Origin of the sequence: Variovorax sp. V213, from assembly GCF_041154455.1 — a bacterium.
In the GTDB taxonomy this organism is placed as follows: domain Bacteria; phylum Pseudomonadota; class Gammaproteobacteria; order Burkholderiales; family Burkholderiaceae_C; genus Variovorax.
This window is the reverse complement of the sequence record NZ_AP028664.1, coordinates 4,758,696-4,772,787: the sequence shown is the minus strand read 5'-3', so window position 1 is coordinate 4,772,787 and position 14,092 is coordinate 4,758,696. Positions and strand designations below refer to the sequence as shown.

At 66.1% G+C, this 14,092-nt stretch carries 11 protein-coding genes and 1 pseudogene; 11 read left to right on the top strand and 1 reads right to left on the bottom strand.

Annotated elements, in window-relative coordinates:
• The first annotated feature begins 92 nt into the window (after positions 1-92).
• The 7 genes and pseudogenes from ACAM55_RS22540 to ACAM55_RS22510 all read left to right on the top strand — a co-directional run bounded on the left by ACAM55_RS22540 (position 93) and on the right by ACAM55_RS22510 (position 8,391).
• Positions 93-1,772: a long-chain-fatty-acid--CoA ligase gene (locus ACAM55_RS22540; RefSeq protein WP_369653652.1), complete on the top strand. Its 1,680-nt coding sequence runs from the start codon at positions 93-95 to the stop codon at positions 1,770-1,772.
• Positions 1,773-1,822: 50 nt separating this feature from the next.
• On the top strand, positions 1,823-2,827 hold the full coding sequence (locus ACAM55_RS22535; protein WP_369653651.1) for an ABC transporter permease subunit: 1,005 nt from the start codon (positions 1,823-1,825) through the stop codon (positions 2,825-2,827).
• Between the two features lie 2 nt (positions 2,828-2,829).
• Complete coding sequence (locus tag ACAM55_RS22530; RefSeq protein WP_369653650.1) at positions 2,830-3,735, top strand: ABC transporter permease subunit; 906 nt, start codon at positions 2,830-2,832, stop codon at positions 3,733-3,735.
• A 118-nt stretch (positions 3,736-3,853) separates the two neighbouring features.
• Positions 3,854-4,887, top strand: a pseudogene (locus tag ACAM55_RS22525) (ABC transporter ATP-binding protein).
• Positions 4,888-4,909: 22 nt separating this feature from the next.
• The gene (locus ACAM55_RS22520) at positions 4,910-5,935 is read left to right on the top strand and encodes a peptide ABC transporter ATP-binding protein (RefSeq protein ID WP_369653649.1); all 1,026 of its coding nucleotides are present in this window, start codon (positions 4,910-4,912) and stop codon (positions 5,933-5,935) included.
• Positions 5,936-5,970: 35 nt separating this feature from the next.
• On the top strand, positions 5,971-7,602 hold the full coding sequence (locus tag ACAM55_RS22515) for an ABC transporter substrate-binding protein (protein ID WP_369653648.1): 1,632 nt from the start codon (positions 5,971-5,973) through the stop codon (positions 7,600-7,602).
• A gap of 3 nt (positions 7,603-7,605) precedes the next feature.
• Positions 7,606-8,391, top strand: a complete 786-nt coding sequence (locus tag ACAM55_RS22510) for a 5'-methylthioadenosine/adenosylhomocysteine nucleosidase (RefSeq protein ID WP_369653647.1) — start codon at positions 7,606-7,608, stop codon at positions 8,389-8,391.
• Here the strand turns inward: ACAM55_RS22510 and corA are convergent.
• Positions 8,384-9,370 (bottom strand): magnesium/cobalt transporter CorA, encoded by a 987-nt coding sequence (gene corA / locus ACAM55_RS22505; protein WP_021005171.1) that lies wholly within the window; start codon positions 9,368-9,370, stop codon positions 8,384-8,386. The two genes, ACAM55_RS22510 and corA, sit on opposite strands and share 8 nt — an antisense overlap.
• Before the next feature lie 217 nt (positions 9,371-9,587).
• Between corA and ACAM55_RS22500 the strand changes: the two genes are divergently transcribed.
• From ACAM55_RS22500 to hprK, 4 genes are all read left to right on the top strand, one after another.
• A complete protein-coding gene (locus ACAM55_RS22500) occupies positions 9,588-11,705 on the top strand; it encodes an ATP-dependent helicase (protein WP_369653646.1) in 2,118 nt (705 codons plus the stop codon).
• Positions 11,706-12,024: 319 nt separating this feature from the next.
• Entirely contained in the window at positions 12,025-12,354 is a 330-nt protein-coding gene (gene raiA / locus ACAM55_RS22495) for a ribosome-associated translation inhibitor RaiA (RefSeq protein WP_012745566.1), read from the top strand.
• 184 nt (positions 12,355-12,538) lie between these two features.
• Positions 12,539-13,006 carry a PTS sugar transporter subunit IIA gene (locus tag ACAM55_RS22490; RefSeq protein ID WP_055800763.1) on the top strand — a complete coding sequence of 156 codons (468 nt, stop codon included), beginning with the start codon at positions 12,539-12,541 and terminating at the stop codon, positions 13,004-13,006.
• 83 nt (positions 13,007-13,089) lie between these two features.
• Positions 13,090-14,049 carry an HPr(Ser) kinase/phosphatase gene (gene hprK, locus ACAM55_RS22485; RefSeq protein ID WP_369653645.1) on the top strand — a complete coding sequence of 320 codons (960 nt, stop codon included), beginning with the start codon at positions 13,090-13,092 and terminating at the stop codon, positions 14,047-14,049.
• Positions 14,050-14,092: the final 43 nt, after the last annotated feature.

Below are 14,092 nucleotides of genomic sequence, written 5' to 3'. Positions count from 1 at the left end.
TCCGCGCCCGCGCAGTGCGGGCCAGATCATCGCGGCGCCATCAAGTGCGCCGTTTTCGTTTTCAGATAACTCGATTTGGAGGAGACACATCCATGACCGATCGTCCCTGGCTCGGCAGCTACCCGCAAGGCGTGCCTGCCGATATCGATCCTTCGCAATACCCGTCGCTGGTGGCACTCATGGAAGAGAGCTTTACCAAGTACGCCGACCGCACGGCCTACAGCTTCATGGGCAAGGACGTGAGCTACAGGGAAACCGACAAGCTGAGCAAGGCTTTCGCGGCGTATCTGCAGGGGCTGGGCCTGGTCAAGGGCGATCGCGTGGCCGTGATGATGCCCAACTGCCCGCAGTACCCGATCGCGGTGGCGGCCATCCTGCGTGCCGGCCTGATCCTGGTGAACGTGAACCCGCTGTACACGCCGCGCGAACTCGAGCACCAGCTCAAGGACTCGGGCGCCAAGGCCATCGTCATCATGGAGAACTTCGGCACCACGCTGCAGCAGTGCATCGCGGCCACGCCCATCAAGCACATCGTGCTCGCCGCCATGGGCGACCGGCTCGGCTTTCTGAAAGGCGCGCTCGTCAACTACGCGGTGCGCAACGTGAAGAAGCTGGTGCCCCATTACAGCCTGCCGGGCGCGGTGCGTTTCAACGACGCGCTCGACCAGGGCGCGGGCCGCACTTTGCAGCTGCCGGCCATCGGCCCCGACGACGTGGCCGTGCTGCAGTACACCGGCGGCACCACCGGCGTTTCGAAGGGCGCGGTGCTGCTGCATCGCAACGTGATCGCGAACGTGCTGCAGTCCGAAGCCTGGAACGAGCCCGTCATGGCGCAGGTGCCGGCCAGCGAGCAGCCCACGGGCGTTTGCGCGCTGCCGCTCTATCACATCTTCGCCTTCACGGTGGGCATGATGCTGAGCATGCGCACGGGCGGCAAGCTGATCCTGATCCCGAATCCGCGCGACCTGGCGGGTGTGCTCAAGGAGCTCTCCAAGCACACGATCCACAGCTTTCCCGCGGTCAACACGCTGTTCAACGGCCTGGCCAACCATCCTGACTTCAACACCGTCAACTGGAAGAACCTCAAGGTCTCGGTCGGCGGCGGCATGGCGGTGCAGGCAGCGGTCGCCAAGCTCTGGCTCGAGAAAACCGGCTGCCCGATCTGCGAGGGCTACGGCCTTTCCGAGACCTCGCCCTCGGCCACCTGCAACCCGACCAACAGCAAGGCCTACACCGGCACCATCGGCCTGCCGCTGCCGAGCACCTGGCTCAAGCTGCTCGACGACGATGGCCGCGAAGTGCCGCTGGGCCAGCCCGGCGAAATCGCGATCAAGGGCCCGCAGGTGATGGCCGGCTACTGGCAGCGCCCCGACGAAACCGCCAAGGTCATGACGCCCGATGGCTACTTCAAGAGCGGCGACATCGGCGTGGTCGACGAGCGCGGCTACTTCAAGGTGGTGGACCGCAAGAAGGACATGATCCTGGTTTCGGGCTTCAACGTGTACCCGAACGAGATCGAAGACGTGGTGGCGCAGATTCCGGGCGTGCTCGAATGTGCGGCCGTGGGCGTGAGCGACGACAAGACCGGCGAAGCCGTCAAGCTCGTGCTCGTCAAGAAGGACGAGTCGCTGACCGAAGCGCAGGTGCGCGAATACTGCAGAGCCAACCTTACGGGTTACAAGCAGCCCCGAACCGTGGAGTTTCGCACCGAGCTGCCGAAGACGCCGGTGGGCAAGATCCTGCGGCGCGAACTGCGGGAAGCCAGAAAGTAAGGGTTCGGCCCGGGTAGGGCCGCGGCATCGATCTTGCATATTGCGGATCGATGCTTCGCTTCCTACTCACGCGGGTGAGCTTGCTGGTGCCGACCTTCATCGGCATGACGCTGCTCGCCTTCTTCCTCATCCGGCTGGTGCCGGGCGATCCGATTGAAACCATGGCCGGCGAACGCGGAATCGACCCCGCGCGCCACGCCCAGCTGCGCACGGCCTATGGCTTCGACAAGCCGGTGATCGTGCAATACGGCATCTACATCGGCCGCGTACTGCATGGCGATCTGGGCAGGTCGCTCATCACGCAGGAATCGGTCGCGAACGAGTTTCTGGCGCTGTTTCCCGCGACGGTCGAGCTCGGCGTGTGCGCGATTGTCTTTGCGCTGCTGCTGGGGCTTCCGGCCGGCATTCTCGCGGCGGTGCGGCGCAATTCCATCTTCGATCATGGCGTGATGGCCACCTCGCTCACCGGCTACTCAATGCCGATCTTCTGGTGGGGGCTGCTGCTGATCCTGTTCTTCTCGGTGCAGCTCGGATGGACGCCCGTGTCCGGGCGTATCTCGGTGCAGTATTTCGTCGAGCCCCAGACCGGCTTCCTGCTGGTCGACGCGCTGCGTGCCGGCGACACCGATGCCTTCTGGTCGGCCGTGCATCACCTGATTCTTCCGGCCATCGTGCTCGGCACCGTGCCGCTGGCGGTCATTGCGCGCATGACGCGCTCGGCCATGCTCGAGGTGCTAGGCGAAGACTACATTCGTACGGCGCGCGCCAAGGGTCTCTCGCGCTTTCGCGTGGTCGGGCTGCATGCGCTGCGCAACGCGCTGATCCCGGTGGTCACGGTGATCGGCCTCCAGGTAGGCGTGCTCTTCACGGGCGCGATCCTCACCGAAACCATCTTCTCGTGGCCCGGCGTCGGCAAGTGGCTCATCGAAGCCATCGGCCGGCGCGACTACCCGGTGCTGCAGGGCGGCATGCTGCTGCTGGGCGGCATCGTGATGCTGGTCAACCTGCTGGTCGACGTGACCTACGGTTTCATCAACCCCAGGATCCGGCGCTGAACATGGCCTCGACCGACATCATTTCCCCGCCCGGTGCAAGCAAGGCACCGCCCGGGCCGTGGCGTGAGTTCTGGACGTCTTTCTCCGCCAACCGCGGCGCGGTCATCGGGCTCGCCACCATCGCGGTGCTGCTGCTCGTGGCGCTGTTCGCGCCGTGGATCGCGCCGCATGCGCCGAACGAAACCAACAGCGCCGTCTTCCTGCAGCCGCCGGCATGGCAGCAGGGTGGCTCCGCCAGCTACCTGCTGGGCACCGATGCCATCGGGCGCGACATTCTTTCGCGCCTCATGTACGGCGCACGGCTTTCGCTGTCGATCGGTGTCGCCGTGGTGGCGCTGTCGGTGGCGGCGGGCATCGTGCTCGGCCTGATTGCAGGGTTCTTCCGCGGCGTGCTGGAGATCGCGATCATGCGGCTGATGGACATCGTGCTCACGCTGCCGAGCCTGCTGCTGGCCATCGTGATCGTCGCCATCCTCGGGCCGGGGCTGGTCAACGCCATGCTCGCGGTGGCGATCGTGGTGCTGCCGCATTACGTGCGCATCACCCGCGCGGCCGTCATCGCCGAAGTGTCGCGTGACTACGTCACGGCGGCGCGCGTGAGCGGCGCCGGCACGCTGCGCCTGATGTTCAGCGAGGTACTGCCCAACTGCGCGGCACCGCTCATCGTGCAAGCCTCGCTCGGCATCTCCACGGCCATTCTCGACGCGGCCGCACTTGGCTTCCTGGGCCTCGGCGCGCAGCCGCCGTCGCCCGAATGGGGAACCATGCTGGCCGATGCACGCGAGTTCGTGCTGCGCGCCTGGTGGGTCGTCACGTTCCCGGGCCTGGCCATCCTCGCGGCCGTGCTGGCCTTCAATCTGCTCGGCGACGGCCTGCGCGATGCGCTCGACCCCAAACTGAAACGATGACAACTTTCGATGATCTGATTCCAGGGGCGCCGCGGAACCGGCTTTGCCGGGCCGCTGGTGCCGCCCCCTGCAAGGGGGTTGGCGAAGCGACACGAAGTGCGCGAAGACTGGGGGTGAGATGAGTCTTCTGGACATCAAGGACCTGCACGTCGAATTCCCGACGCAGGGCGGCGTGCTGCACGCCGTCGACGGCGTGAGCCTCACGCTCGAGGAGGGCGAGGTGCTCGGCATCGTCGGCGAATCGGGCTCGGGCAAGAGCGTGACGATGATGGCGCTGATGGGCCTCGTGGGCTTTCCGGGCCGGGTGCGGGCGGACCATATGCGCTTTGCGGGCAAGGAGCTGCTCGGTATTTCAGACAAGGCCCGCCGCGCGCTGGTCGGCAAGGAGGTCGCGATGATCTTCCAGGAGCCGACCACGAGCCTCAACCCCTGCTTCACCATCGGCTTCCAGCTGATGGAAACGCTGCGGCTGCACCTTCATCTGGACCGGCGTACGGCGAAGAAGCGCGCAACCGAACTGCTCGAACAAGTCGGCATACCCGCCGCGTCGTCGCGCCTTGGCAGCTACCCGCACCAGCTTTCGGCGGCATGAACCAGCGCGTGATGATCGCGATGGCCATTGCCTGCAACCCGCGCCTCTTGATCGCCGATGAGCCGACCACCGCGCTCGATGTGACGATCCAGGCGCAGATCCTCGACCTGCTGCGCGACCTGCAGAAAGAGCGCGGCATGGCGCTGGTGCTCATCACGCACAACATGGGCGTGGTCAGCGAAATGGCGCAGCGCATCGCTGTCATGTATGCGGGCCAGGTGATGGAGCAGCAGCGCGTCGACCGGCTCTTCGCGAACCCGCAGCATCCCTATACCGAGGCCTTGCTCGCCGCGCTGCCCGAGCGCGCGGCGCCCGAGGGGCGGCTTGCCACCATCGCGGGTGTGGTGCCGGGCGTGCACGACCGGCCGGCCGGCTGCCTGTTCGCGCCGCGCTGCAACTATGTGACGACGAAAGCCTGCAACGTTCGGCCGGCGCTGCGTGCGGTCGCGTCGCAGCCGGGCGCCGAAGTGCGTTGCCATTTCCCGCTCGGCGAGCCCGGGCGGATGGCGGCCATCGAGGCCGACCGGCCGCGGCAGCAGACCGTGGAGGCGCTGCCATGAGCGCAGCGCCGAGGGTGCACCAGTGAGCGGCGATTTCGTCGTGGAGGCGCGCAACCTGCAGCGCACCTATGAAATACGGCGCGGCATGTTCCGCGCGCCGGCGCAGCTGCGCGCGGTGGGAGATATCTCGTTTCGCATCGAGCGCGGCCGCACGCTGGCGGTGGTCGGCGAATCGGGCTGCGGCAAGTCCACGCTCGCGCGCATGGTCGCGCTGATCGAGAAGCCGACGGCCGGGCAGCTCACGCTGATCGGCCACGACGCGGTGGACCCGCCCTCCGAGCGCCGGCGCGAGCTGCGCCAGGCCGTGCAGCTGGTGTTCCAGAACCCCTATGGTTCGCTCAATCCGCGCAAGAAGATCTCCACCGTTCTCGAAGATCCGCTGGCCATCAACACCACGCTCGGCAAGACCGAGCGCGCTGCCAAGGCGCGCGAGATGCTCGCACGCGTGGGCCTGCGGCCCGAGTACGCGAACCGCTATCCGCACATGTTCTCGGGCGGGCAGCGCCAACGCATTGCCATTGCGCGTGCACTCATGCTGGAGCCGCGCCTCCTGGTGGCCGACGAGCCCGTGTCGGCGCTCGACGTGTCGATCCAGGCGCAGGTGCTGAACCTGTTGGCCGACCTGCAGGCCGAACTCGGCCTGGCCTATCTCTTCATCTCGCACGACCTGGGCGTGGTGCGGCACATCGCGCATGACGTGCTGGTGATGTACCTCGGCCATGCGGTGGAGCAGGGCCCGAAGGCGCGCATCTTCGCGCGGCCGCTGCATCCGTATACGCAGGCGCTGCTGGCGTCCACGCCCGGGCTCAGCAGCCAGCGCATCGTGCTCAAGGGCGAGCTGCCATCGCCGCTGAATCCGCCTCCGGGTTGCGTCTTCAGCACGCGCTGCCCGCACGTGACGCAGCGCTGCCGCGAGGAGCGGCCCTTGCTGCGCGCGCTCGACGAGCGGCTGGTGGCCTGCCACTACGCCGAGAAGTTTCTCGATGGCGCGGCTCCCGTGCGCGCCGACGTCCCGCCGCTCGTCGTTTCCCTGGCGACGAATCCCTAAGTTGGTTTTTTTCAACCGTGTCTCAAGGAGTCCATATGAAGACCCAGCCATCCGTTTCGCGCCGCTCACGAAAGCTGGCGCTCCTGGCACCGACAGCGCTTGCGGCCCTTACCCTGGCCTGTGGCGCCGTGTCCGCCAAGACGCTGGTCTATTGCTCGGAGGGCAGTCCCGAGAACTTCTATCCGGGCGTGAACACCACCGGCACCTCGTTCGATGTGACCACGCAGGTCTACAACACCATCGTCGAGTTCGAGCGTGGCGGCACCAAGGTCGTGCCCGGCCTGGCGGAAAAATGGGACATCTCGGCCGATGGCACGCAGTACACCTTCCACCTGCGCAAGGGCGTCAAGTGGCACAGCACCAGCAAGACCTTCAAGCCCACGCGCGACTTCAATGCCGACGACTTCATCTTCATGCTCGAGCGGCAGTGGAAGGAGAGCGATCCCTTCTTCAAGGTCACGAGCCAGAACCACTCCTACTTCAATGACATGGGCATGCCCAAGCTGCTGAAGTCGGTCGACCGCATCGATGAGTACACGGTGAAGATCGTGCTCAACCAGGCCGAGGCGCCATTCCTCGCCAACCTCGCGATGCAGTACGCCGGCATCCAGTCGAAGGAATACGCCATCGCCATGCTCAAGGCCGGCACGCCCGAGAAGGTCGACCAGGACCCGATCGGCACCGGCCCGTTCTACCTCGTGCAGTACCAGAAGGACGCGGTCATCCGCTTCAAGGCCTTCCCGCAGTACTGGGGCGGCAAGGCGAAGATCGACGACCTCGTGTTCGCGATCACGCCCGACGCCTCGGTGCGCTGGGCCAAGCTGCAGAAGGGCGAATGCCACGTCATGCCCTACCCGAACCCGGCCGACCTCGACGCCATCCGCAAGGACCCGAACGTGCAGGTGCTCGAGCAGCCCGGGCTCAACGTGGGCTACCTCTCGTACAACACCACCAAGAAGCCCTTCGACGACGTGCGCGTGCGCAAGGCCATCAACATGGCGATCAACAAGAAGGCGATCATCGACGGCGTGTACCTGTCGACCGGCGTGGCCGCGAAGAACCCGATCCCGCCCACGCTGTGGTCCTACAACGACGCGGTCAAGGACGATCCCTACGATCCCGAGGCCGCGAAGAAGCTGCTGGCGCAGGCCGGTTTTCCCGATGGCTTCTCGACCGACCTGTGGGCCATGCCGGTGCAGCGACCCTACAACCCGAACGCCAAGCGCATTGCCGAGCTGATGCAGGCCGATCTCGCCAAGATCAATGTCAAGGCCGAGATCAAGAGCTTCGAGTGGGGCGAATACCGCAAGCGCCTGCAGGCCGGCGAGCACCAGATGGGCATGCTGGGCTGGACCGGCGACAACGGCGACCCGGACAATTTCCTCTATACGCTGCTGGGCTGCGCCTCTGCCAAATCGGCGAGCGGCAGCAACATCTCCAAGTTCTGCTACCAGCCGTACGAAGACCTCGTGCTGAAGGCCAAGAGCACCACCAAGCAGGCTGACCGCGATGCGCTCTACAAGAAGGCGCAAGTCATCTTCAAGGAGCAGGCGCCGTGGTTCACCATCGCGCATGCGGTGCAGCTGAAGCCGGTGCGCAAGGAGGTCGTCGACTTCAAGCTCAGTCCGTTCGGCCGCCACACCTTCTATGGCGTCGACATCAAGTAGCCGATGAGTGAAGCACCGGTCGCCATCGTCTCTGCAATGCACGAGGAGCTCAGCGCGCTCCTCGCGCAGATGCCGGACGAACAACGCGTGCGCGTCGCGGGGCGCGACTTCTGGGTCGGCCATCTGCACGGCCAACCGGTGGTCGCGGTGCTTTCGCGCATCGGAAAGGTCGCGGCGGCGGTGACGGCCACGGTGCTGCTCGAACGCTTCGGCGTGCGGGCCATCGTGTTCACCGGCGTTGCGGGCGGGCTCGCGCCGGGCGTGAGTGTCGGCGACGTGGTGGTCGCGTCGGAACTGCTGCAGCACGACCTCGATGCTTCGCCGATCTTTCCGAAGTACGAAGTGCCGCTGATGGGTCTTTCGCGCTTCGCGGCCGACACTGCGATCGGTGATGCATTGGCGGCCGTTGCCGAAGAGACGCTGCGCGATCCGGTGGCGTTGCTGGGGCAGAAGGCCGTCGATGAGTTCGGCCTCCGGTCGCCGAAGGTGCATCGGGGCTTGCTGGTGAGCGGCGATCGCTTCGTCTCGACGGCGGCCGAAAGCGATGCCTTGCGGCGCAATCTGCCCGATGCGCTCGCGGTCGAGATGGAGGGCGCGGCGGTGGCGCAGGTGTGCCACGACTACGGCGTGCCCTTTGCGGCGATGCGGACCATCTCGGACCGGGCCGACGATGCCGCGCATGGCGACTTCGCGCGCTTCGTCGTCGAGGTGGCGAGCCGCTACAGCCTGGCTTTGGTCGATGCGTGGCTGGCCACGCTGCCTTCTTCCGAAACGCCTGCTGCTACTTGAGCCAGCCGCGCCGGCGGAAGTACCACATCGGCACCAGCGCGCTCGCCGCCATCAGCGCCAGCGCATACGGATAGCCCAGCGACCAGTCGAGCTCGGGCATGAGCTTGAAGTTCATGCCGTAGATGCTCGCGATCAGCGTGGGCGGCAGCAGCGCCACGCTGGCCACCGAGAAGATCTTGATGGTCTTGTTCTGGTTGATGTTGATGAAACCGACGGTCGCATCCATCAGGAAGTTGATCTTGTCGAACAGGAAAGCCGTGTGGTTGTCCAGCGATTCGATGTCGCGCAGGATCTGCCGCGCCTCCTCGAACTGCTCGGCGTTGAGCATGCGGCTGCGCATCATGAAGCTCACCGCGCGGCGCGTGTCCATCACGTTGCGGCGGATGCGGCCGTTCAAGTCTTCCTGGCGCGCGATCGCCGCCAGCACTTCGCCGGCCAGTTCGTCGCTGACGTTGCCTTCGAGCACCTTCTTGCCGGCAACTTCGAGTTCGTCGTAGATGTTCTCGAGCGTGTCGGCGGAGTATTCGGCGTCGGCATCGAACAGCTTGAGCAGCACTTCCTTCGCGTCCTCGATGAGTCCCGGCGCGCGGCGCGCGCGCATGCGCAGCAGGCGGAACACGGGCACGTCTTCATCGTGGATCGAGAACAGCACGCCGCGGCTGCGCAGTTCGGTGTTGTGCTGGTTCAGGATGAACGCCACGCGCACCGAACGCGGGTCTTCGTCGTCGTCGATCAGGAAGTCGGAGCGGATGTGCAGCTCGCCGTTGTCTTCTTCATAGAAGCGGGCCGACTCCTCGATGTCCTCGTCCATCGCGTCTTCGGGAATCGAGAGGCCGTAGTACTGCTTGATCCAGCGCTTCTCTTCGAGGGTGGGCGATTCGAGGTCGACCCAGATCGGCTGGAACTTGGAAAGCTCCTCGAGCGCTTCGATCTCTTCCTGGACGAGGCGGCCGTTGGCGAGCGTAAAGATATTGAGCATGGGCTCACTCCCGTGAAATGGCTGAGGCGATGGGGCGAGGGAAGGGGCGCTTTCAATTCCCGGCCCCGCGCAGGCAAGGCGTCAGAGGGGAGTTGAAAGCTGCCGAGACGGGGCGGTTTCCAAGGTGCGGTCTCCAGTTGCAGCGAGGCGCGATTATGTCATCGGCCATGTGACGGGAGGCTGCCGATCTGGATGGACATACAGTAAAGTTGCGGCCATGCAGACCGCTGCGCTCCCCGTTCTTTCCGCCCCCGGTGCCACCCAGGCCGAGCGCCTGTCCGCGGCGCTCTGCGCGCTCAACGACGAGCAGCGCGCTGCGGTCGAACACGGCGTGGGCTCGGTCACCGGGTGTGACGAGCGCCCGCTGCTGGTGATTGCCGGCGCGGGCTCCGGCAAGACCAGCACGCTGGCACACAGGGTGGCGCACCTGATTGCCGGCGGCGTCGATCCGCAGCGCCTGCTGCTCCTGACCTTCTCGCGCCGCGCGGCGCTTGAAATGGAGCGCCGCGCGGGCCAGGTGCTGGCGCGCGTCCTCGGGCTCAAATCAGAAAAGCCGCCCGCGTTGCCATGGGCCGGCACCTTCCACGGCATCGGGGCGCGCCTGCTGCGCGAGTACGCCGCGCAAATCGGCCTCGACGACCACTTCACGATCCACGACCGCGGCGACGGCGAGGACCTGATGGGCCTGGTGCGGCATGAACTCGGCCTGTCGTCGAGCGTGAACCGGTTTCCGCGCAAGGGCACCTGCCTCGCGATCTACTCGCGCTGCGTCAACACGCGCGCGCCGCTCGCCGATGTGCTTGCCGAAGCTTTTCCCTGGTGTGCCGAGTGGGAGGCCGAGCTCAAGCGCCTGTTCGGTGCCTACGTGGAGGCCAAGCAGCAGCAGAACGTGCTCGACTACGATGACCTGCTGCTCTATTGGGCCGGCATGGTGGCCGAGCCAGCGCTCGCCGAACTGGTCGGCGCGCGCTTCGACCACGTGCTGGTCGACGAGTACCAGGACACCAACCTGCTCCAGGCTTCGATTCTTCTCGCGCTCAAGCCTGACGGCCGCGGCGTGACGGTGGTGGGCGACGATGCGCAGTCGATTTACTCGTTTCGTGGCGCAACGGTGCGTAACATTCTCGACTTTCCGTTGCAGTTTTCGCAGGCCGCGCGGGTGGTCACGCTGGAGCGCAACTACCGCTCGACGCAGCCGATCCTCGACGTCTCGAACCGGGTCATCGCACAGGCCGCCGAGCGGCATGCCAAGACCCTCTGGACTGACAAGCCCTCGGCGGGCAGGCCGCAACTGGTGCTGGTGCCCGATGAGGCGCAGCAGGCGGTCTGGGTGGCTGACAAGGTGCTGGCGCACCGCGAGGGCGGGCTGGCGCTCAAGTCGCAGGCGGTGCTGTTTCGCGCTTCCACGCACAGTGCGCCGCTCGAACTCGAGCTGGCCCGCCGCAACATCCCGTTCGTGAAATACGGCGGCCTCAAGTTCCTCGAGGCCTCGCATGTGAAGGACCTGCTCGCGGTGCTGCGCTTCGCCGAAAACCCGCGCGGGCGCATGGCTGGGTTTCGCGTCACGCAGCTCATCCCGGGCATTGGCCCCGCCACGGGCGCGCGTCTGCTCGATGCCATGGACCAGGCGGCCGACCCGGTGGCGGCGGTGCGCGAGTTCGTGCCGCCCTCGGCCGCGCGCGCGGAATGGGCGGTGTTTGCCGAGGCCTACGCGGCACTGTGCGCGCCCGGGCTCGCATGGCCGGCCGACGTGGAGCTGGCCGTGCGCTGGTACCTGCCGCATCTGGACCGGCTCTACGACGACCCCTCCGGCGTGCGGCGAGGCGACGTCGAGCAGCTGGCGCGGCTGGCGTCGGGCTACGCCTCGCGCGAGCGCTTCCTGACCGAGCTCACGCTCGATCCGCCTGAAGCCACCAGCGATCGGCCGGGCCCGCCCTCGCTCGACGAGGACTACCTCATCCTCTCCACCATCCACTCGGCCAAGGGGCAGGAATGGAACTCCGTGCATGTGCTCAACGTGGTCGACGGCTGCCTGCCGGCCGACGTGGCGCAGGGCGCGCACGAGCTCGAAGAGGAAAGGCGGCTGCTCTATGTGGCGATGACCCGCGCGCGCGACCATCTGCACCTGCTGGTGCCGCAGCGCTTCTACGTGACGCAGCAGGCCGTGCGGGGAGACCGGCACCTCTACGCCAACCGCACGCGCTTCATCACCGAGGCGGATCTTGCGGGCTTCGAACAGCAGACCTGGCCCGCACCGCCCGCGCGTCCACCGGCGGTGCCGCCGCCGGCCGCCGTGATCGACCTGCGCAACCGCATGCGCGCCGCCTGGAGCTGAAACCGCAGGCCCTTCGCCTGGCAGGGTCACCGCTGGTGACGCACTGAAACACTTGCTGCCAAAGCGCCGCAGCGGCGGGCCGGCGTGTGCCGGCAGCTATGGAAGCTGTAGCGAAGCGACGCCAGGGCCGCTTGCGCATGCCCCAGCGGAAAACCCGACTATTGCAATACCGTGACAGCTTGGGCATAGTGAATCGACCGTCTCTTCTCTTCACTTCTTTCCCTTCTCTCTTCTCCCCCAACCCACACCTGTTTCGCCGGCCACGCTTCATTCCGGAGCGGGGTCATTTTCCCAACCGTCAATTCTCAGGAGGTCATTCATGAATTTGACGATCAGCGGTCATCACCTCGACGTCACACCTGCTTTGCGGACCTACGTCACGAGCAAGCTGGATCGGATCACACGGCACTTCGACCAGGTGGTCGATGTGAAGGTGCTCCTCACGGTGGAAAAGCAGAAGGAAAAGGAACGCCGCCAAAGGGCGGAATGCAACATTCACGTCAAGGGCAATGACATGTTCGCGGAGTCGAGCCACGCTGATCTCTACGCTGCGGTCGATGAACTGGTCGACAAGCTCGACCGCCAGGTGGTGCGCCACAAGGACCGCCTGCAGGACCACCATCACGCGGCACCCAAGCGCGTGATGTAGCTAGCCAACGGGCAAGGGCTTCGGCCCCTCTCGACAAGCCGCCTTCGGGCGGCTTTTTGCCGCCCGCCTTTTGATCTTCCGCCCCGGGGGCGCGAGGCCTCAGGGCAACATGTAGCCAAAAAGTAAGTAACAGGATTGGGGTTTTTACCGAGCAGGTGCATAATCGCCCCCGACTTCCCCCACCATGAATCGCCTCGCGTCCATCCTGCCGCCCGCTCAAGTGCTTGTGAGCGTTGACGCCACCAGCAAGAAGCGTGCTTTCGAAGAAGCAGGCCTGCTGTTCGAAAGCCTTCATGGCCTCGGACGCGCCCTGATCACCGACAGCCTGTTTGCGCGCGAGCGCCTCGGCTCCACCGGCCTCGGGCACGGGGTTGCCATTCCGCATGGCCGCATCAAGGGCCTGAAGGCGCCGATGGCCGCGGTCTTCCAGCTCGCCAACCCCATCGGGTTCGACGCGCCGGACGAACAGCCCGTCGGACTGCTGATCTTCCTGCTGGTGCCCGAAGCGGCCACGCAGAAACACCTCGAAATCCTCTCTGAAATTGCCGAATTGCTGAGCGACGCCGGCCTGCGCGAGCAGATCAAGTCGAGCACCGATGCGGCTGCGCTGCACGGACTCATTGCCAACTGGCAATCGACGCAGGTCGCGTAGAGGTGGTCGTCGCCCTGGCAGAGCCGCTTCGCGGTATTCTGGGCTGCTCCAAAACCGGGCGCTGAGCGCCGTCTCCCCTACGCATGAAGCCGACCGTCATCAGTGCCGACGCCATGTTCGAGGAATTCCGCGGATCGCTCCGCTGGGAATGGCTCGCCGGGCTCGGTGCTTCCGAACGCCAATTCGACCCCGAGGTCATCAGCCGTGCCCAGTCGGCTGCCGATCTGGTCGGTTACCTCAATTACATCCACCCCTATCGGGTCCAGATCCTCGGTTCCCGCGAGGTGGCCTACCTGACGCGCGGCAGCCAGGAAGACTGCGCCCGGCGCATCGCCCGCATCGTCACGCTCGAGCCGCCCATGCTGGTGCTGGCCGACGGCCAGGCGGCGCCGGACGAGCTGCTATCGATTTGCGAGCGCGCCCAGTTGCCGCTGTTCGCCACCCGCGAGTCATCGGCCTTCGTGATCGACCTGCTGCGGGCCTACCTGTCCAAGCATTTCGCGGAACGCACCTCGATGCACGGGGTGTTCATGGACATCCTGGGCATGGGGGTCATGATCACGGGCGAATCGGGGCTCGGCAAGAGCGAACTCGGACTGGAGCTGATCTCGCGCGGCAACGGGCTGGTGGCCGACGACGCGGTCGACCTCTACCGGATCAACCAGAACACCATCGAGGGGCGCTGCCCCGACCTCCTGCTCAACCTGCTGGAAGTGCGCGGCATCGGCCTGCTCGACATCCGCGCCATCTTCGGCGAGACGGCCGTGCGCCGGAAGATGCGGCTCAAGCTCATCGTGCACCTGGTGCGGCGCGACAGCTTCGAGCGCGACTACGAGCGCATGCCCTCCGCGCCGCTCACGCAGGACGTGCTGGGCATCCCGGTGCGCAAGGTCATCATCCAGGTGGTGGCCGGCCGCAACATCGCCGTGCTGGTGGAGGCGGCGGTGCGCAATTCGATCCTGCAGCTGCGCGGCATCGACACGTACGCCGACTTCGTGGCGCGCCACCACAAGGCGATGGAAAACGGCCGCGACGGGGACTGACACGCGCCGCGGGGAACATGCGGCCGCCGCCGGGGGCCGCCGC